Genomic DNA, 20,833 nt, shown 5'->3' with positions numbered 1-20,833 from the left:
TGACGTTTGATAAAAGATAGGAATGTCTAAATGAGCCTTGCTGATCAAGTTCTTGCCGTAAATGATGACCTACCAATCCGTACTGACAAACCTGTCCACAGCGGCAAAGTTCGCTCAGTCTACTGGTTAACTGAAGAAGATAGCCAACGACTAATTAAAGACAAAGGCTACGACGTAGCACCGGATGCGCCTTTAGCCATCATGGTGATCAGTGACCGTATCTCTGCGTTTGATTGTATCTGGCGCGGTGAAGGGAATCTTAAAGGTGTTCCGGGGAAAGGAGCAGCTCTGAATGCTATCTCTAATCACTGGTTCAAATTGTTTAAAGACAACGGGCTTGCTGACAGTCATATTCTTGATATCCCTCACCCATTCGTATGGATTGTTCAAAAAGCTCGTCCAGTAATGATTGAAGCGATTTGTCGTCAATACATCACAGGTTCAATGTGGCGTGCATACGCAAACGGCGAACGTGAATTCTGCGGCATCGAGATGCCTGAAGGCCTAGAGAAAGACAAGAAGCTACCTGAACTGCTGATCACACCTTCAACAAAAGGGATTTTGAAAGGCATCCCTGGCGTACCAGAAGCTGACGATGTGAACATCACACGTAACAACATCGAAGACAACTTCGCTGCGTTCAACTTTACTCAAGCCAGTGACATTACGCATTACGAAAAACTTCTAAAAGAAGGCTTCAACGTAATTAGCCAAGCACTCGCAAACGTCGATCAAATCTTTGTTGATACTAAATTTGAGTTCGGTTATGTAAACGATGCTCAAGGTAAAGAAAAGCTTATCTATATGGATGAGGTCGGTACACCTGATTCATCTCGTATTTGGGATACTCAAGAATACAACAAAGGCAACATCGTCGAGAACTCAAAAGAAGGTTTCCGTCAGTTCTTACTTAACTACTTTCCTGATGCAGACATTCTGTTGAACAAAGAGCGTATGCCAGAACGTGAAGCTCTAGCTCGTGACAATGAACTTCCTTTGGATGCATTGATGTCTCTTTCTCGTACTTACCTTGATATCGCAGCGAAAATCACCGGTGCAGAGATAGTACTGAGTGAAAACCCTAAGCAAGAGATCATCGATGTATTACGTGCCGACTACGGACTGATCGATTAATTACGCTAGATGACTAATACAGCTTGGATACAAAAAGGGCCTCAACATTGAGGCCCTTTTTATGTCTGTTGATAAGTTGCCGAACACTTTTAGTGTAGGTTAAAACTGATGGCTGAAACTGGTCGCTAAAGCTTAATGGTAAGCTCTTCTCCAGTATTTCCCGCAATCATTAAGTGACTACGTGATTCGATATATTCGATCTGCTCTTCTTCAAGAGAATAAGGCATCACAACTTTGAGTTCGTTGATCCCTTCTAGTTTGGCAAGTTTAAGCAAGGTAACAATATTTGATTCATCGCTTTTACGTGTAGACATTGATTTCAATGCCATCTGCCATAAACGATCTTCTGGGGTGCCCAACTCTTTGATGCTATCTCGCCAGACGGTACTGAACACTGGCGCAATTGTGGTAAGAGCTTCCAGAAAAGTCCACTTTTTACTGCATGAGGCGCCAAGAAATGTTGTGTAATCGAACTCTACACGCGTTTCTTCCTGTTTATCCATGATGTCCCCCGACACTTTGGCAACACAATATACTCAATATCTATCAACTTTTTCTTTATAGCAATAGGATATAGAAGAATAGTCTTTTATGACCTTTTGATTGGTTAAAAAGGCATATAAAAATCAAAACCGTAACATAATAAGCACTGAAAAATAATATATGCGCCTATTTGATTAATATTTTAGAGATAAAACTTATCCATCTATTTTATATCAATTATTCGGCTCGCTTTTTTGTACTGAATACGCCATCCAGACCATGTAGGCAACTCCCAGCGTTTTGGTGATAACTTCCGACTACCCGATTGATAATGCACGTAAATCAGCTTCCTTCCAGTCAAGTATTCCACCTCAAGCTGCAAGTCGGCAAGGCACAATGAAAACGGATATTTTTCTGAGAACTCGTTATACAGCCAAGCAGGTATACCATCAAAGGGAATGTCGTTATGTTCAAACATTTCCAGCTCGCTGACATCCGTCACGCCTAACACTTCCAGTTGTTCTATAAGCCATAGTTCAAAGCTCAATTGCTCGATCTCTGGTGTAAATTGAGTCTGCTCATCTAGCCCGAGTTTGACGTAAAGCTGCCAATGCTTAATCTCTTGAGTACGGGCCTCTGCAAAACCAGGAAGCTGAGCACCGCTTACCACGAGATCAACGATAGGCTTTAAAGACAACGGTCCTTCTGCCTCTACCAGCTTAGTCGTAATCGTGCGGCCAGCGTACACCAATGCCATTTCAGTAAACACGCCCTCGTCATTGACCACGGTTTCACTTTGCTGCCATTCACCCAAATCTGCTTCAACAACGAGTTCTAAAGGAATAGGCGCAGTGGTCGTAGCTAAGATCAGTGTTTGCTTCACACCACGACCCGGTAAGCTGTGAGTGTCCAACACCAACATAGCTTGCGCATTGTCAGGGAAACGATTCTGGCGACCGAGTACTACTTCTAACATCCCGTTGGCAAAGGCTTCTTTCCTCTTCAGTCGGCGCACAAACACGAGCTCAGGATGTAAATTAACAATAGTCTTAAGCAGTTCAATGCGTTGGAAACGTGACGCGACTTCTAACTGAGGAAGCTCAAACACCTCACGCATTTGCGTCGCCAACCCTTGAGCTTCATTCAATGCCTGCTTATCTATTTCTAAATGTGGATAATCACGACCGCGTACAATCTGAATTAACAGGGATAAATCACATCCTTCTTTCTCTTGTTGAGCGAGTGCTTCCAAATGGTCTGCATTATTAGGTAATTGGTATAGACGAGCCGGAACTGAAAGCGCTGCCGTGAGATCCACCATCGCCTCTTTTAATGCTTTGTTTTTAATTCGAGTAACAATATCGGCATACAAGGCATCAATTGGCAGCGGGTAAAGTTTCTTTCCATGCTCGGTAATTTGATGGTCGGTATTAATCGCCTCCATCGTAAGCAAGGTTTGAGTCGCGCTATTTAATGACTTCTCTGGAATAGGGTCAAGGAAGGACAAGCTCTCAAGCGGAGCACCACAACATGCCGCGGCCAACATAGGTTCTGTTAATTCTTCACGTTGCAGTTCAGGTGGTGTGACTAATTCTAACGCCGCATGCTCGCCATATAGACGAACACAGACACCATCCATCACCCTACCCGCGCGGCCAGCTCGTTGCTTGGCACTCGCTCGTGATATCGATTTAAGCATCAGTGTCGTTCTTCCGTTTCGTTGAACGGTGCGTCTTTCTAACCCTGAATCTATCACCACACCTATGTCGGGTATAGTTAGTGAGGTTTCAGCAACATTGGTCGCCAAAATGACTTTTCGTAAACTGTCGCCGTCATTTTTAGTATCGATATTACGACCAGAGAGCGCTAAACCTCGTTCTTTATCACTCACTGATGCATGCAATTTAACAACTTGGATATCTGGATTCTTTGCCAAGGTTTGCTCACAATGCACGATCTCTTTTTTACCCGGCAGGAAAACCAAAATATCGCCACGAGAAGCGATCAGTTGGTGATTCACTTCTTCAGCAATACGTTGCTCTAGATGTCGAATATCGGGTAATACTCTTGATTCATTCGCCCTATTTTCAATAGCAACTTGATAAGTTCGGCCTTCACAGCTTATTCGATTCGCATTCAGATAGTGAGCAAGGCGCTCACCTTCAATGGTGGCAGAAGTGATCACCAAACGATGACTCGCTTTTTGTTTCAGAATCGCCACCAGCAGATCAATATCCCAGCGCCTCTCGTGAAATTCATCCACCACAATGACATCGAAACTAGCAAGTCCATCTTCAGATAACCAACGCAATGCGATTCCGGGAGTCACAAAAACCACATCGGTTTGCTCGCTATATTCAGATTCAAGCTTAATGGCGTAGCCGACTTTGCTACCCAACTTCTCACCCGATTGCTGTGCGAGGTATTTAGCTAATGACGTACAGGCGATTCGTCTTGGCTCTACCACAAGTACTCGCCCATGCTGAGACGCCCACACCGGTAAACGTGTTGATTTGCCCGATCCGGTTTCTGCTTCGACTACGAGGTGAGAACTGCCGATTTGATCGTGGAATGCATTTTGATAAGAATCGATGGGAAGTAGAGACATAAAAAGGAAGCGTCGCGAAAAAATGTGAGCAAAGTATAACGAATTATGGCATTCAAATTCGATAAGTGTGGGACTTAGGTAAGAATATCATTTTGTTTGCTCAGATCGGAGGGAAACTATTTACAATTGAATAACTAAACCGTTATCATTTTTCAGTTACCCTTTCTCCCATATTAGGCATCCAATGAACAACGATAAACGCCCTCTGTATATCCCTTATGCTGGTCCTGCTTTACTAAGTACCCCTCTTCTTAACAAAGGCAGCGCATTCTCTGCTGAAGAGCGCAGTTCTTTCAACCTTGAAGGCTTGTTACCGGAAACAACCGAAACAATCCAAGAGCAAGTTGGACGTGCATACAAACAATATTGTAACTTCGAAAGTGATATGGATAAGCATATTTACCTACGTAACATCCAAGACACTAATGAAACGCTTTTTTATCGTTTAGTTCAAAACCACATCTCTGAAATGATGCCTATCATTTACACGCCAACAGTTGGCGCAGCATGTGAGAACTTCTCAAATATTTATCGTCGTGGCCGTGGTCTGTTTATCTCATACCCGAATCGCGATCGTATCGATGATCTACTGAATAATGCGACAAACCACAACGTTAAAGTTATCGTGGTTACGGACGGTGAACGCATTCTTGGTTTGGGAGACCAAGGCATCGGTGGCATGGGTATTCCAATTGGTAAGCTAGCGCTTTACACAGCTTGTGGCGGTATCAGCCCAGCTTACATGCTACCAATCGTGCTCGATGTGGGTACTAACAACCCTCAACGTCTTGCAGATCCAATGTACATGGGTTGGCGTCATCCTCGTATTACAGGTGCCGACTACGACGCATTCGTTGAAGAGTTCATCCAAGCGGTTCAACGTCGCTGGCCAGATGCATTAGTTCAGTTCGAAGATTTCGCACAAAAGAACGCAATGCCTCTACTTGAGCGTTATAAAGATCGCATCTGTTGTTTCAACGATGATATCCAAGGTACAGCAGCGGTAACGGTTGGTTCTCTACTTGCAGCATGTAAAGCAGCAAACAGCAAACTGTCAGATCAACGAATAACCTTCTTAGGTGCGGGTTCTGCAGGTTGTGGTATTGCAGAAGCGATCATCGCACAAATGGTATCTGAAGGTATCAGCGATGCACAAGCTCGCTCTCAAGTATACATGGTTGACCGTTGGGGTCTGCTACAGGAAGGCATGCAAAACTTGCTTGATTTCCAACAGCGTTTGGTTCAAACCAACGCTAACACTAAAGATTGGGAAAGTGACGGTACTGGTTTCTCTCTACTAGACGTTGTTCGCCACGCTAAACCAACCGTATTAGTTGGTGTATCTGGTGCTCCGGGTCTATTCAGCAAAGAAGTCATCAAAGAGATGAACCTTCACTGTGAGCGCCCTATTATATTCCCACTGTCGAACCCAACAAGCCGTGTTGAAGCGACACCAAACGACATTATTCGTTGGACTGATGGCCAAGCTCTTGTTGCAACAGGTAGCCCATTTGAACCAGTGGTTCACAACGGAACTACTTACCCAATTGCTCAATGTAACAACAGCTACATCTTCCCTGGTATTGGCCTTGGTGTATTGGCTGTGAACGCTTCACGTATCACCGATGAGATGCTGATGGAATCAAGCCGTGCTCTTGCTACGTGTTCTCCACTTGCCATCAATGGTTCAGGTGCGTTACTTCCACCATTGGAAGAGATTCACACCGTATCTAAGAAGATTGCTTTTGCCGTTGGTAAGAAAGCCATTGAACAAGGTGTTGCGTTAGAGATCACAGATGAAGCTCTTCAACAAGCAATTGACCAACATTTCTGGCAACCGGTTTACCGTCGCTACAAGCGTACTGCGTTCTAATAAATTGAACTGTATTCTAAATAAAGAGCGTTAACGACTCTTACTAGAGCCTCTGCCAATGCAGAGGCTTTTTTCTTTTCACTGTCTTGTCTTTTTAGCTGATTTTTCTCATTTTTATTTGGTATTATCGAGCACTCAAAAATTAATGCTCAGCCAAAGGACCATACCGAGAGTGAAATTTGATTCTCACATTTTCCGTAGCTACTTAAAAAAAGCTTACAAAAAACTACAAGGTTTTCTGTTTGGCGCTTTCCTCGTGTTCTTAGTAGGTAGTGCTGCGGTTATTGCGATTGATTATTGGGTTTCATGGCAAGCAAAAGATCGCATCATCTACCATATCGATGATGTGCCAGAGCGCGAAGTTGCCGTTGTACTTGGTACCAGTAAATACCTAGGTAGAACACTCAACGAATACTACAAACATCGAATTGACGCTGCTATTGAGTTATTCGATCGTGAAAAAGTAGAGCAATTTCTACTGAGTGGCGATAACGCTCATCGTTCTTATAACGAACCGTGGACAATGAAACGTGACTTATTAAAAGCCGGTGTGCCCGATGAACGCATCAATCTCGATTACGCTGGTTTCAGAACTTTAGATTCAATTGTTCGCGCCAAAAAGATCTTCGATACCGATAACTTTTTAATTATCACACAGGAATTCCACTGTGAAAGAGCACTATTGATCGCAAGCTCTTACGATATTCACGCCCAATGTTTGGCAGTTTCAGGTCCGACTCACCACTCTGGAACAACCATACGTTTACGTGAAGTGTTCGCGCGAACTAAAGCGTTCCTTGATTTGTATATTATTGGTACTGCACCCAAATTCCTTGGACCTAAAGAACCAATTCAACCCAGCCCTAAGCAAGAAACACTGCCTATTCCTAGCCCTATCACAGACCCTTCAGATCCCGATGTGTAGAAACCTACACATTTTGAATTTGTTGCCTCACATTTCCCTACTGTTACACAAAAACACACCAACGCTCCTTTCTTAACTTAAGTAACATTCCCCCAACAAAGTCCGACCCTACATCAAGCTATATACCTCGTACAGAATAAGCACTACTCAATGAAGTCAGTACACCAATAAAACGAGGATAAACAAAAGGAGCGTCTTATGACGGCACTTGTTACTACACTGAAACACTGGTTGTTTACCCGCAACAGCATGATATTAATTGGTAATTTCACACTATTTGCACTCTTGCTCAACACCTTACCATTCGAAGCACAAGTGAATACGGGTTTAAGTATTCTCGTGTTCGTTGCTATTTTATGGTTAACCGAAGCGATTCACGTCAGCATCACCGCTTTGCTTGTTCCTCTATTGGCTGTCTTGTTTGGTGTGTTCAATACGCCCGCAGCACTGGCTAATTTTTCGAACCCAATCATCTTTTTATTCATGGGTGGCTTCGCACTGGCAGCCGCACTGAACAAACAGGAGTTGGATAAAGCGATTGCCGACAAAGTATTACTGATAGCAAAAGGCAGAATGTCGGTCGCCGTATTCATGTTGTTTGGTGTGAGTGCTGGTCTATCAATGTGGATCTCCAACACAGCCACCACAGCGATGATGCTTCCTCTTGTTCTTGGTATCATGAACAAAGTCGACCAAAGTGAAGACCGCAACACCTACGTGTTCGTGCTACTTGGTATTGCTTACTGTGCTTCAATCGGTGGTATTGCAACCTTGGTTGGTAGCCCACCAAACGCTATTGCGGCGGCAGAAGTTGGCCTAAGCTTCACTGAGTGGATGGCGCTTGGCCTACCAATCTCAATGATCTTGTTACCAATCGCGATGATTATTTTGTACGTCATGACTAAGCCGAAACTTGACCACAAATTCGAATTAGACCATGCCCCTGTTGAGTGGACAAACAGTAAGAAAATCACACTGTCTATCTTCCTTCTAACGGTAACGCTTTGGATATTCGGTAAACCAATCAATGCTATGATCGGCGGCTTCTCTAAGTTCGATAGCTTGGTAGCGATTGGCGCAATTGTACTACTTGGCGCTTCTAGAGCGGTTGAATGGAAAGATGTTGAGAAGACAACGGACTGGGGTGTACTTATCCTGTTCGGTGGTGGTATCTGTTTAAGTAACATTCTTAAAGCGACAGGAACGAGTGTATTCCTAGCGCACTCTCTAAGCGGATTTTTAGAAACAGCTGGTGTTCTTCTTACGATTCTAGCGGTGGTAGCGTTCGTGGTATTCCTAACGGAATTTGCGAGTAACACTGCAAGCGCAGCACTGCTTGTCCCTGTATTTGCGACTATTGCTGAAGCGCTAGGTATGTCTCCAGTTATCTTATCGGCGCTAATTGCCGTTGCCGCTTCTTGTGCTTTCATGTTGCCAGTCGCGACACCACCTAACGCAATAGTGTTTGGCTCGGGTCACATCAAGCAGAAAGAGATGATGCGAATCGGTATGGTATTAAACCTAGTTTGTATCCTAGTTCTGACATTGTTCGCTTGGATTTTCTGGTAAGCATAAACGCCTAGTTGGTGATACTCCAACTAAGATGATTACTGTTTCCCTGATACAGCCTTTCTAAAACAGCCCGCTCAACAAAATTCGCTACGAACGAGGGCGTTGAGCGGGCATCGTAAGAAAAATAAACGTTTTTACCTTTTGGTGGCTCTTCGTCACCTTTTTTGCTTTTAGAATGGTAGCCATAGCGATGCCACATACTCACTTATGGTTTTTTCACAATCGGAACAACCTCAGATTAGTGACTCAAGAACACCTGATTTCGACCCGAATGTTTCGCTTGATATAAAGCTTCATCAGCACGAGCAATAGTCTCTGTCACCCGCTCTTGCTTCATCTCGGCAAGACCAACACTGCAAGTAAGAGGGTCGCCATGAACCCATAGGTGTTGACTAACCAAAAGCCTTATTTTCTCTGCCTTTCTTTGCGCTTCTCCAGCGTCTGTCTCAGGACAAAAAACAATAAACTCTTCCCCGCCCCACCTCACCAACTTGTCGGTAGCGCTGATCGAGCTACCCACTACCATGCTAAACTCACGTAAAATATGGTCGCCCATCTGATGTCCGTACTTATCGTTCACACTTTTGAAGTAGTCAATATCGAGGTACAACATACTTAGCTTCCCATGCCCTTGCTTCACCTGTTGAGACTGCATCTTCAACCAATCACGGATCGCGTGTCGGTTAAGTATGCCTGTTAACTCATCTCGGTGAGCCATCTCTGAAAACTCAAAGTTTTGCTCTCGTAATGCACGGTTAACACTCTTAAGGTGGTGGTGCCTTTTTTCTGCAATCACCATACGCTTGCGTGAGTGATGCAATTCAGAAAGTAAAAATACAGTACCTGTGCCTACCCAAATGAACAGCAAGATTAAGAACAAACTTTCTGCTGATATATAGGATCCTTCAAATTCAATACTGCGAATAACAATTCGATGATGACCTAATTTTGCTCCAGAGGCGGTCGCAAATTCAACCATATTGACATTTGAATATTCTGGAGCCGAATGTTCTAGCGCAATATCGTTATCGGCAAGCCACCATGTCATCACCTGCAGGTTAGCAATAGGAATCTCAATCACACCGCCATCTACACCAGGTGAAAACTCCATACCATTATACTTATGCGTGTATTCGTCATCAGATACAGAGTAAGCAGGATTATAATTGCGTAGATAGGTTCTCAAACGACCGCTAGAATCCGCTTCCGCATGATAATCAATATTGACTCTGAAGGTATGGTATTGGGAAAGATCAAGGCCAGCGGTAATGTCTGGATTGATACGAATTGACAGGCCACAATAAGGCCACGGATACTCAGACTCTTTCAATTCACAGTCGAGAATATACTGGCCATTTTTAAAAGATATTTGAGAGGTACTGATACCCCTGTCAACTTTATCGCTAGTTGCGACAAATTCATATTTATCAGGAGTAATAGCAGTTATCACACGACTCCCGCTCACACGGTAATACTGCACAATGGCAAGCGTTGTGATAACGAGAAAGATAACAATCTTATGAATCCACTTCACGTCTAAACTTCCGGCTAAGGTCCCTATAGTTGGGATTTCACGATATAAAATAAGTTAAGTAAATCAGTGATCTTCATTCCAACAACTCACTGAAAAACGTTATATCACGCCAGAACAAAATGTCATACTATATTTTCATGTGCATGTTGACTGGTAATTATTCACGCCGAGAATCAAGTAATATTGCGTATAAAAACAAACTCTATTTGTTATACTCATCGCATAATCATCGTTAACCGTAGCGCCTGCTTAAAGAGCATCCGAGTCGACGAAATAATAATCAAAATACAACGAGTAATGTCATGTCTTTATTAGCAAAAGGAACACTCAAGAAAATGAGTGCTTCGCTTGATGGTGCGGTTACCTACCGTTTACCTGTCGGTGAAGAATTTGTAGAGCTAAACCCTCTGATTGGTAAAACCATTAACCTCTCTCACACCGGTAATATTTTTTGCTGCTCGTGTGGCAAAAAAACCAAGAAAAGCTACTCGCAAGGACACTGTTTTGTGTGTATGAGAAAGCTGGCAAGTTGCGATATGTGCATCATGAAGCCAGAGACTTGCCATTACGATGAAGGCACTTGTCGTGAGCCTGAGTGGGGTGAAGCGAACTGCATGGTTGATCACTTCGTTTACCTGTCGAACACATCAAGCCTTAAAGTGGGTATCACTCGTCATACTCAAATACCTACTCGCTGGATTGACCAAGGCGCAACTCAAGGCCTGCCTATCTTGAAGGTGAAAACACGTCAGATTTCTGGCCTGATCGAAGTTGAGTTAGCAAAGCACATTGCTGACAAAACTAACTGGCGCACGCTACTCAAAGGCGACGGTGACGATATGGAATTGATAGAAAAAGCCAAAGAACTATTGCCATTGGTTGAGGATAAAATCCAAGAGATCAGAGCGAAGTTTGGTGACGATGCTATCGAGATTCTGAGCGAAAACATCACTTCATTGAGCTACCCAGTTGAACAGCACCCAGTGAAAATTGTATCGCACAACTTTGATAAGAACCCAGAGGTAACTGGTGTACTTCAAGGTATTAAAGGCCAGTACCTAATCCTAGATACTGGTGTGATTAACATTCGTAAATTTGGCTCTTACGAAGTAGAAGTTTCTGCTTAGTAAGCCAACGGTTTTATAAGCAACTGCTTTTATTAGACACTACTTTGATAAGCCAAAGCTGAGTTCATTTAAGCGGTGAAATCTAAACAACTTTGACCAGATTACACTGAACTTATCATGACGATAGAAACTAAAATGCCCTCAGCGATTGCTTAAGGGCATTTTATTATCAATACGATTCTATGCTAGCCGCCTAACTAAACCATGTTTAGTCAACATTAAGATGTGCTCACTTCTCCGCATACACAATTTTTTCCACTCGCTTTAGCTTGGTACAGAGATTGATCCGTTAAGTTCACGAGCGCATCAATGGACACTTTCCCTTCGCACGATCGGCTGTCACTGACTCCAATACTGACGCTCACATTAAATCGAACATGTTTGCTGATGTTAAACTGAGTTTGATTAAATTGCTGGCGAATTTGGTCAGATACTGCGCGTGAAATTTGAGGAGAAGCATTTGGGAGAAACACGATAAACTCTTCGCCACCCCAACGCCCTGCAACACCACCAGCTTGCTCTACATTACGCTTGGTAATACTAGCCAAAGCACAAATAACTTCATCACCTACCATATGACCGTAAGTATCATTGATCGATTTAAAGTCATCGATATCAAGTAGCATACATACAACATGATTATCGGAAGCAAGATACGCTTTCAGCCAATCGTAAATCGCTCTTCGATTGAGCAAATTGGTCATTTCATCGTAATTCGCTTGATGAAGTAACTGTTTCTCCAACATTACTTTTTGAGTCACATCTTCGAGCACCACCTGAACCGCTGGCTGACCTTTCCAAGTAATCGCATTGTCGTAAATATTGAAGAACCGGTGAACCTCGTCGAACCCTATATTTTCAACCACAGTACTAGTTCCTGACAACTCACCAGACACAATCGCTTGATAATGCTTACTGATACCATCCGTATTCTGTTTTGGTACCAATTCAAGAATCGACTCTAGCTCTAATACTTGCTCGATGGACGTGCCGCCTTGCATGTTGACCCAAGATTGATTGACCATCAACGGTTTGAAATCTCGATGAACCAAGATGCCCTGTCCTGATTGCATGATCATATCGTGATACATCTTATCTTGCTCACGCACCGCATTTTGCAACTGAATAGCAGGAGATAGATCGATAACCGTGACTTGCAGTGCAGGTCTTCCCTGCCACTCCGTAACATGGTCGATAGAAAACACTGTGAACTCTCTACCGTTACGATCAACATTGGTATAAGTATGAACCTGAGGATCTCGTTGACCGCTGACCGTTTCAAGGTAGTTTTGATAGGCTAAAACATGAAATTCTTCTGATATAAGATCTAAAAAGCTATCTATATTAAGCAGTAGTTCTTCGGGTGATTGGTATCCATAAATACGCGCATAATTAGCATCAACGCTAACTACATTCATATCTTGAATAGTTATTACACCGTATGTGGATTCGAAATTTATTGACGACATTGCCCACTCCGCACTAGAGCTATACTTCGTAAATTGGAGTATAACGACATATCCTACTAGCGACTTAACACAATCTATCGCACGCCAGACACATTAATATATCAACTAGTATATCGTACTGCTTCACGCTTCTCTACAATTCAATTGCTTACACGAGACATCAAAAGCTAGCAAGAACATCAATCTTGTTACGCGTGTCAAAAAACAAAAAAAGATAACACCTATCAATGTAAACGTTTCCTTAGCCTTGCTCTCGTTTACTAAACCTGGGCCGCTGAAAGCATCAAACTCTTTTCCTTAATCGCTTTCTAACTATTCTTGCCAGTCAGAAAAGTAAGAGACGAGAAAATCGATCGCAAGCCGTGCTCTCTGTGGTAGAAAGCGACGGTTTTGGTAAACAATCCAACTGCTGGTTCCTGCTCCCCAATACTCTTCTAGTACTGGAACCAGTTTTCCATAAGCAAGAGCGCCATTGAAACTGCTTTTTGGTAGGTAGACAATGCCAAGCCCCTGTTCACATGCTTTAATCACTGCGCTTGAGTTATTGCTTCTCCAGCGACCATGCACTCGTACTGCATTAAGCGGTTTTCCATCTTTTTCAAATAGCCACTGATCACTGTTGGCAATGATGCAACTGTGTAATTTCAACTGTTCTGGGTGAACTGGTGTACCAAATTGATCAAGATAAGCTTTGCTGGCTGCTGCCGCCATTGGGCGATCAACGAGCTTTCTTGCCACCAACCCCGAATCATCCAACCGACCATATCGAATCGCGAAATCGATGCCATCTTCGATGAAGTTAACCATCTTGGTATTAAAGTTCATCTCTATAGTTAGATCTGGGTGGTCTTTGGCAAATTCCATCAACGCAGCAGCCACATGATTTTCTGCAAACGCGCCTGCGGCACTCACTCGTAATGTGCCACTTAACTGAGCTTGTTGAGAGGTCACTTGTTCATTTGCCTGTTGCAGCCCAATAACTAGATCTTTGCACTGCTGATAATAGGTGTGACCCGATTCAGTTAAGCTTACCATGCGTGTAGAACGAGCAAGCAAGGCAACACCTACCCTTTCTTCTAACCTTGAAACTTGGCGACTGACATGACTGGTACTGCAACCTAACTGCTTTGCGGCCGCAGAAAAGCCGTGACACTCTGCTACCGCAACAAACTCATTAATACCTTCAAAGCTATCCATACTTCACCTGCTTACATCTAACGAATTCACATCGACTAATTCATATCTAACTATTGCTATATAGCAATAATGTTTTGCCTATTCGGTATATTATCACTCAAATGGTTTGCTACTAGTATTACAGATAACGAAACAGCGGTATCTAAATTGAAAACTTTGGTTTTCTAAATAAAAACCACGATACCTAAAGCAAAAAAACGACGCTGAAACCAAACAAACGTGCTCAAAGGGACGAATCATGAAAAAAATACTAATACCTGTGACTAACCACGCAACACTTGGCAATACAGATCAAGCGAACGGTACTTACGCTCCTGAACTAACTCATGCTCTCAAAGAGATCATTGCTGCAGGTTTTGAATACGACATCGCTTCTATCAAGGGTGGTAAAGGTCCACTGTATGGAACCGATATTGAAGGGGATTCAGTAAACGCCGAGATCTTGGCTGATGATGACTTCCAGAACCGCATCAACAATACGATTCCTGTAAGCCAAATTAATGCAGAAAGCTACGATGCTATCTTCTACCCCGGTGGATTCGGTTTGCTTTCAGATCTAGCAACCGACGAGCAATTCGCAACCATCGCCGCTAAGCACTATGAAGATGGTGGCGTTATCTCATCAGTATGTCACGGCCCTGCAGCACTGCTTCCGATTGTCCTAAGCAACGGCGAGAAGCTATTAAGCTCTAAATCGGTGACAGGCTTTACACGTGAAGAAGAAATCGACTTTGGGACCATCAATGACATCCCATTCCTATTGGAAGAATCGCTTACTCGTAGCGCAGCGCGTTTCAACAAAGTTCAACCTTGGCATGAGCTTGTGATTGTTGATGAGCGAGTGATTACCGGTCAGAACCCAACCAGTGCGCACGCAGTAGGTGCAGCTCTGGTTAAGCTGTTGTCTTAGTTCAATCACGGGCTTAATCGAATAGCGGTTTTAGTCGTAGTAGACTTTGCTAAACAGATATAAGTTCATGAAACAAAAAGAGCAGACTTCCTACTCAATATTATTGAGAGAAGCATGCTCTTTTCTAATTTCTATAACAGCCAAAATTGTTAGCTATTGCTACGTAAAATCCCTTCAAGCACATTGAACAGTAAGTCAATCTCATCAATCGAGTTATAATGCATACATCCAATACGCACCACGCCCTGCTCTTCAATACCCAACTGCTTCACTAGCCCTAATGCATAGAAGTGTCCATTCCACACACAGATATTATGCTCGCCTAACTTCTTAGCGATGAACTCTGGAGAGTGATCTTCAAAGGTAATCGCAAATGTAGGGGTTCTCAGATTCGAATCAAACTCAGTTTTACCATAAAGTTTTGCACCTTCAAGATCGGACAAGCGTTTAAGGAAGTATTCACTGAGTTGGCTCTCATGCTTATTATACAGCGCGTAACTTTGCTCTAAACGAGAACGCAATGAATCGGCTGGATCGCCTAACTGCGCCAAGTAATCCACCGCCGCAATCACACCGGCAAGGCCTTCAAAACTTTGTGTTCCTGTTTCAAATCGACCTGGGCCGATATTGGTTGCAGGTTCAACCTTGTAAGGCTTTAAAGTATGCAGCCATTGAGGCGCAACATAAGCAATACCGACATGCGGGCCGAAGAACTTATAAGCAGAACACGCTAAGAAATCACAATTCAGTTGCTGAACATCGATCAAATGATGAGGTGCGTAATGAACGGCATCGACATATACCTGAGCGCCATGCTGATGTGCAAGCTCAATAACTTTAGCCATATCGACAATAGAACCTGTCGTGTTCGAAGCAAACGTCACCGCGACAAGCTTGGTTTTCTTATTCAGCAGCGATTCAAAATGCGCCATATCCAAACTGCAATCGGATTCGTCGACACTAACTTGGCGAACAATCGCGCCTTTGTCGTCTGCCGCTTGCTGCCAGCTCGATACATTTGAGTAATGGTCTAACGCAGTGACGATAACCTCATCGCCCTCTTTCCAATCGCGGCTGATCGCTCGGCTAAGTTGGAAGGTCAACGATGTCATGTTCGCACCGAACACCACATTGCCAGAAGACTCCGCATTGAGTAGTGCTTGGGCCGCTTCTCGCGCTTGCTGCATTAAGCTTGTGGTCTTTTGGCTAGAAAAGTAGTGCCCGCCTAGGTTTGAATTGAAATGCCCTAGGTATTCCGTCATTGAAGCTAAAACATTCTCAGGTACCTGAGACCCACCGGGACCATCGAAAAAGGTCACAGGCCTGCCGTTATGATATTGGCCTAAAGCACTAAACTGTTGGCGTACATCATTAAGAGTGAAGGACATTACGCGCATCCTTAGCCGTTAGTACAAACACATCCATATAGCCCATCTTACCGTGGTCTATGGTACGAATTGGTTGTGCGTTGTGCCAAAGCTTACTATCAGCAAGCATTGCCACCTCGCCATCGCCTAACACCTTTCTAAAGAATGGTGCTTCGTGGCTATCTTGATAAAGCATCACTTCACCACCCACGATGTTATGGCGAGTAACACCAATAATCGCGATGTGGTCAAAGCCATCTTGATGAACACCTTCTGGTGCTACTTGAGTCTCTTCAAAAATAGCAGCAATGCGAATCTGATGGATTTCGATTTCTTGCCCGTCTTCAAGTCCATTGGTCTCAATAAACAGTTCACACATTTCTTGCATGCCTTCACTGCTTAGAATCTTCGCTTCAATCGGCTCGAACTGGCGAACGACGTCACCTTGAAAGTGATTAATGTCTTCAGACTGAACAAAGTTATGTTTGTCTTGCTCAACGACTTGTCCATTACTGAATTGAACCACCGAGTATCTTCTCAATCGAAACTGGCCATCCGCATGCTCTGTGCTTGGTAGCTGAGAGAATGACGGAGACAACTCCTTAACAGCATGGTTACTGAGATGGGTAATATGTAGGGTATTTTCGTGAGCATGTAACATCATCGACTCCTTAATGATTGTTAATTTACTTTCAATATTTAACGTTTTATTTACATAAAGGATACTTGAAGATCTTGTCAAATCAACATTAAACAATCATTTATCCCGTCAGATTTAATAATTCAGACACTAAATCCAAGCTAAAATTAAAAAGCAGTGTATAACACCAGAATAAAAGATGACCAACTCTTAAAACTAGCACACTCCACTAGCTAGTTATAAATCCCTATAAATTTAAATTTAACGACATTATTAACTAGGAAGTGGTGTTTCATATTGTGTCAGCCCTTGCGCTCCAACAAACCAGCCTCCTGCATAAGTTCAGGTATCACGCTCGCCACCATCCATTTCTATGCTTTTGCACAGCGAAATACGACTTACCTATCAGTCACCAAGCTATTGATTATTTACACAACAAACTGAAATTGGTTAATTTATGAGTACGCCAGAAACCAAACGCCTTTGCTTGCGCGTCTGGAACAGGTCGAGTTCGGGGGGAACTCGGCCGCCCTCAAATAGAGTGCTTTCTAATAAAACCTACAATTATAAATGATGCGTTTATTTGGAATATGATGGTCTGCCTTTATGTCCTAACTTAGAATTCGTTAAAAATAGGCGACTATAAAGATTGGGAATGTTCTACACAAAACAGATGAGAGGGTAAGCAAGCTTGAAAGGTTGGTTGCTAAAAAAGCCACCTTTGGTGACATTTACACCAAAAGTCAAAACGAAAATAAGTTAACTAGACTTAAAACGATTCACTTAGAAAATAGGGAATTTAGCTAACACTCAATTTCACTGGACTGATTTTTAAAACCGTTCTTCGAGCGCTTCTGCTGGTACATTCGCTGGTCAGCTAAGCTCAAACACTCAGAAAAATTGACACATTCAAAACTAGATGCGCTTCCAAAACTGAGGCCAGACTGAGGCCAATCAGCACTGCGAATTTGCTCTTCCACCTGAGTCACTCTAAGCTCAATCTGAGAATAGAGAGCCTCAACTTGTTTCTCTTTATCCACTTTCAACAACCAGATAAATTCGTCGCCACCAGCTCGATAAACCATTCCAAGGTCTGTAAATTTTTCTCGCATCATGCGGCTGGTGTATTCTAAAAAGCGATCCCCTTCATCATGACCATAAGTATCATTAATCGATTTAAGGCCATCACAATCGATGAAAACGATACAATAGGAATGATGTACTAATTGTTTACTGGCATCATTAAAATCCAGCCGGTTTCCAAGCCCCGTTAAACTATCCACCCTCGACTGGATATAGGTTTTCTGATGTTGATGTTGTTGAATCCGCAACCATTCAGTCAGTGACAATAAAATGCAGGCACAATCTATTGCTAATGCAACAACAACGATAACTTCTGTCGATCTCTGAGTCGGCAATGGTGCAAAATGCGCAAAAATGTAATATACCAAAGCCGTGCCATAACAAAGACCACCGATCAAATAATATTTAGCGACAAAGTTTCGTTGATAAACCATCAATACGCCAGTCACTATCATTGTCGGCACCCAGATTGCCGCAATCAAATGGGACATAACAAAAGTCAACGAAAACGGGGCAAAGACATTAATAAACCCGATAATGACACACAGCCAACTAAAGGCCTGAAAGGTAAGATTAATACGAATAAAATGCTGCGGAAATCCAAACAATAATCTTGTGTAATAGCAAGAAAAAGCAACCGCAAACGGAAACAATACCATTCCAAAATAAACTGGGTTCCAGCTTTGGCTTGGTAATAAGTACCCCCAAGCGCCTGAAGCGGCGAACCATCCCAGGCCATGTAGCCCAACATAACCAGCACAAGCCAGTGTGACTGGATGTTTAGTTTGAAAGTAACAAAAAAGAGCGAAAACTCCCAACGTTAGCATGACAGTAATAGAAGCTAATGTGAGCGTATTGTTGCGGAAAACGTGAATATAAAATGGATATTCAGGTTGAAGAGTGAAGTTAACTGCCTTTGGAAATTTCTTTGCTTCCAAGTAGAGCCAAAGTGTTCCAGATTCCTCCGCATTCAATATTAACGGGAAGCTTTGCCTATGCAGATGCAAGATACTCTTGTTACTTAATTGGCCAAAATCAAGTATTCGCCTTACTTGACCATTTGTTGATTGCCAGTAACCCCAACCTTGATCCAAATAGTTTGCACGGAGTGTAACTATTTGTTGTGACGACTTGATATCGGAGTTGGCCAAATCAACTCTCAACCCAAACGCCCCTTCACCACCAAATATCGTTTCAATCCTTGGAGAGGATTCAATGTGTTTTTTTAATATGGGAAAATCGACTGGATCAGATAACAAAGGCATTTCATACCATCTTACAGCTTCATTAGCTAACACAGATTGTTCCCCGCTGACCTGCAGCGGAGAAGCAAAAACCGAATTCAGGCACACAATAAACACATTGATAAAAAGGATTAGAATCTGCATAGAGTTCAAATAATTCCGCGCAATATATAAATATCAATAATAACACATACAAAAAAATAACAACTGAGAAACACTCAACAGTTCAAGTATTAACCAACATTACACCTGTTTGTAATCATGCCGTTCATACTAAAAGTGCGTCTTGTGGTCGTTTATCTGCACGCTAATTTTGATGAGTTCTTACAGCGTCTTTTAACTCAAACTTTTTAAAATAAAACATAGGATTCAGGTTCTCTTGTTTTTCTACTCATCAATGTATACGCAAAAAAGTAAATACTGCTATAGAAACACCATGATCAAGAAGACCCTAAAAGTGAGCAATATGCATAGCTGTTTGCAAGAGCACTTTCCTTGACTTATCGCTATTGATCTAAGACACAGGATTACAAGACCATCATTTAGTTCGGTTATGTTCTAACGTATAACGATTAATTACACTTCTACCCTTGTTTAACCTTTTATTGCCTCCATATTTTCCATACAATCCTAATCGATTATAAATAAAAACAAATTCAATTTCGGAGTCCTCATGAGCGACGTAAAGCACTGTAATTTATTGATTCTTGGTTCTGGCCCTGCTGGCTATACAGCTGCAGTTTACGCTGCTCGTGCAAACCTAAACCCAGTACTTGTTACCGGTATGCAGCAAGGTGGTCAGCTTACAACCACAACAGAAGTGGAAAACTGGCCGGGTGATGCTGAAGGTTTAACGGGTCCAGCACTGATGGATCGCATGAAAGAGCACGCAGAGCGCTTTGAAACAGAGATCCTGTTTGACCACATTAACGAAGTAGACCTATCTAACCGCCCTTTCCGTCTTAAAGGCGATTCAGGCGAGTACACGTGTGATGCGTTGATCATCTCAACGGGTGCATCAGCTAAGTACCTAGGTTTAGATTCTGAAGAAGCATTCAAAGGCCGTGGCGTTTCTGCTTGTGCTACGTGTGATGGTTTCTTCTACCGCAACCAGAAAGTAGCGGTTGTTGGTGGTGGTAACACCGCTGTTGAAGAAGCACTTTACCTATCTAACATCGCGTCTGAAGTTCACTTAGTTCACCGTCGTGACACGTTCCGCGCTGAAAAGATCCTAGTGAAACGTTTAATGGACAAAGTAGAGAACGGCAACATTGTTCTTCACACTGATCGCACGCTAGACGAAGTTCTAGGCGACGACATGGGCGTAACGGGCGTTCGTATTAAAGATACTCAGTCTGATAAAACAGAAGAGATCGAAGTAATGGGCGCATTCATTGCTATCGGTCACCAACCAAACACTGAAATCTTCAAAGGCCAAGTCGACATGAAAGATGATTACATCATCGTACAGTCTGGTCTTGAAGGTAACGCAACACAAACCAGCATCCCAGGCGTGTTCGCTGCAGGTGATGTAATGGACCACAACTACCGCCAAGCAATCACTTCTGCTGGTACAGGTTGTATGGCTGCACTGGATGCTGAACGCTTCCTAGATGGCCTTAACGATAAGTAAATCTGAGATTGCAGATTTAAATATCGAAGCCCTC

15 protein-coding genes are annotated in these 20,833 nt (G+C 43.0%); 7 read left to right on the top strand and 8 right to left on the bottom strand.

Features of this window, described 5'->3' with window-relative positions:
• Positions 1-30: 30 nt before the first annotated feature.
• Entirely contained in the window at positions 31-1,134 is a 1,104-nt protein-coding gene (locus tag IQO02_RS11965; RefSeq protein ID WP_010438225.1) for a phosphoribosylaminoimidazolesuccinocarboxamide synthase, read from the top strand.
• 125 nt (positions 1,135-1,259) lie between these two features.
• On the opposite strand, the gene IQO02_RS11960 is transcribed toward IQO02_RS11965, so the two are convergent.
• Together IQO02_RS11960 and IQO02_RS11955 are read right to left on the bottom strand one after the other, a co-directional pair.
• Positions 1,260-1,637, bottom strand: a complete 378-nt coding sequence (locus IQO02_RS11960; protein ID WP_010438222.1) for a hypothetical protein — start codon at positions 1,635-1,637, stop codon at positions 1,260-1,262.
• Positions 1,638-1,840: 203 nt separating this feature from the next.
• Positions 1,841-4,225 (bottom strand): helicase-related protein, encoded by a 2,385-nt coding sequence (locus IQO02_RS11955; RefSeq protein ID WP_016768355.1) that lies wholly within the window; start codon positions 4,223-4,225, stop codon positions 1,841-1,843.
• Between the two features lie 184 nt (positions 4,226-4,409).
• On the opposite strand from IQO02_RS11955, the gene IQO02_RS11950 reads away from it, so the two are divergent.
• The 3 genes from IQO02_RS11950 to IQO02_RS11940 all read left to right on the top strand — a co-directional run bounded on the left by IQO02_RS11950 (position 4,410) and on the right by IQO02_RS11940 (position 8,592).
• Positions 4,410-6,098 carry an NAD-dependent malic enzyme gene (locus IQO02_RS11950; RefSeq protein WP_102282747.1) on the top strand — a complete coding sequence of 563 codons (1,689 nt, stop codon included), beginning with the start codon at positions 4,410-4,412 and terminating at the stop codon, positions 6,096-6,098.
• 172 nt (positions 6,099-6,270) lie between these two features.
• Positions 6,271-7,023 carry a SanA/YdcF family protein gene (locus IQO02_RS11945; RefSeq protein WP_010438215.1) on the top strand — a complete coding sequence of 251 codons (753 nt, stop codon included), beginning with the start codon at positions 6,271-6,273 and terminating at the stop codon, positions 7,021-7,023.
• A 198-nt stretch (positions 7,024-7,221) separates the two neighbouring features.
• Positions 7,222-8,592 (top strand): SLC13 family permease, encoded by a 1,371-nt coding sequence (locus tag IQO02_RS11940; protein ID WP_010438212.1) that lies wholly within the window; start codon positions 7,222-7,224, stop codon positions 8,590-8,592.
• A 241-nt stretch (positions 8,593-8,833) separates the two neighbouring features.
• Here the strand turns inward: IQO02_RS11940 and IQO02_RS11935 are convergent, their stop codons facing one another.
• Complete coding sequence (locus IQO02_RS11935; RefSeq protein ID WP_010438209.1) at positions 8,834-10,129, bottom strand: GGDEF domain-containing protein; 1,296 nt, start codon at positions 10,127-10,129, stop codon at positions 8,834-8,836.
• 302 nt (positions 10,130-10,431) lie between these two features.
• On the opposite strand from IQO02_RS11935, the gene IQO02_RS11930 reads away from it, so the two are divergent.
• Positions 10,432-11,256: a DUF2797 domain-containing protein gene (locus IQO02_RS11930; RefSeq protein ID WP_010438207.1), complete on the top strand. Its 825-nt coding sequence runs from the start codon at positions 10,432-10,434 to the stop codon at positions 11,254-11,256.
• Positions 11,257-11,474: 218 nt separating this feature from the next.
• On the opposite strand, the gene IQO02_RS11925 is transcribed toward IQO02_RS11930, so the two are convergent.
• Both IQO02_RS11925 and IQO02_RS11920 read right to left on the bottom strand, forming a co-directional pair.
• Positions 11,475-12,674, bottom strand: a complete 1,200-nt coding sequence (locus tag IQO02_RS11925) for a GGDEF domain-containing protein (protein WP_016783896.1) — start codon at positions 12,672-12,674, stop codon at positions 11,475-11,477.
• A gap of 363 nt (positions 12,675-13,037) precedes the next feature.
• Positions 13,038-13,922, bottom strand: a complete 885-nt coding sequence (locus IQO02_RS11920; protein WP_010438203.1) for a LysR family transcriptional regulator — start codon at positions 13,920-13,922, stop codon at positions 13,038-13,040.
• A gap of 238 nt (positions 13,923-14,160) precedes the next feature.
• Here IQO02_RS11920 and IQO02_RS11915 point away from each other — a divergent pair, with 238 nt between their 5' ends.
• Positions 14,161-14,832, top strand: coding sequence for a type 1 glutamine amidotransferase domain-containing protein (locus tag IQO02_RS11915; RefSeq protein ID WP_010438200.1), 672 nt, complete (start codon positions 14,161-14,163; stop codon positions 14,830-14,832).
• Between the two features lie 149 nt (positions 14,833-14,981).
• Here the strand turns inward: IQO02_RS11915 and IQO02_RS11910 are convergent, their stop codons facing one another.
• From IQO02_RS11910 to IQO02_RS11900, 3 genes are all read right to left on the bottom strand, one after another.
• Positions 14,982-16,220 (bottom strand): cysteine desulfurase-like protein, encoded by a 1,239-nt coding sequence (locus IQO02_RS11910; protein ID WP_016783894.1) that lies wholly within the window; start codon positions 16,218-16,220, stop codon positions 14,982-14,984.
• On the bottom strand, positions 16,204-16,860 hold the full coding sequence (locus IQO02_RS11905; protein ID WP_016768359.1) for a 2OG-Fe dioxygenase family protein: 657 nt from the start codon (positions 16,858-16,860) through the stop codon (positions 16,204-16,206). The genes IQO02_RS11910 and IQO02_RS11905 overlap by 17 nt, the downstream gene beginning before the upstream one ends.
• Positions 16,861-17,642: 782 nt before the next feature.
• Positions 17,643-19,310, bottom strand: a complete 1,668-nt coding sequence (locus tag IQO02_RS11900) for a GGDEF domain-containing protein (protein ID WP_010438195.1) — start codon at positions 19,308-19,310, stop codon at positions 17,643-17,645.
• Between the two features lie 529 nt (positions 19,311-19,839).
• On the opposite strand from IQO02_RS11900, the gene trxB reads away from it, so the two are divergent.
• Positions 19,840-20,799 (top strand): thioredoxin-disulfide reductase, encoded by a 960-nt coding sequence (gene trxB / locus IQO02_RS11895; RefSeq protein WP_010438193.1) that lies wholly within the window; start codon positions 19,840-19,842, stop codon positions 20,797-20,799.
• The last annotated feature ends 34 nt before the right edge of the window (positions 20,800-20,833 follow it).

It is taken from the genome of Vibrio sp. OPT24 (assembly GCF_015163545.1).
Lineage (GTDB): Bacteria > Pseudomonadota > Gammaproteobacteria > Enterobacterales > Vibrionaceae > Vibrio > Vibrio cyclitrophicus.
This window is presented reverse-complemented; position numbering and strand designations above follow the sequence as displayed.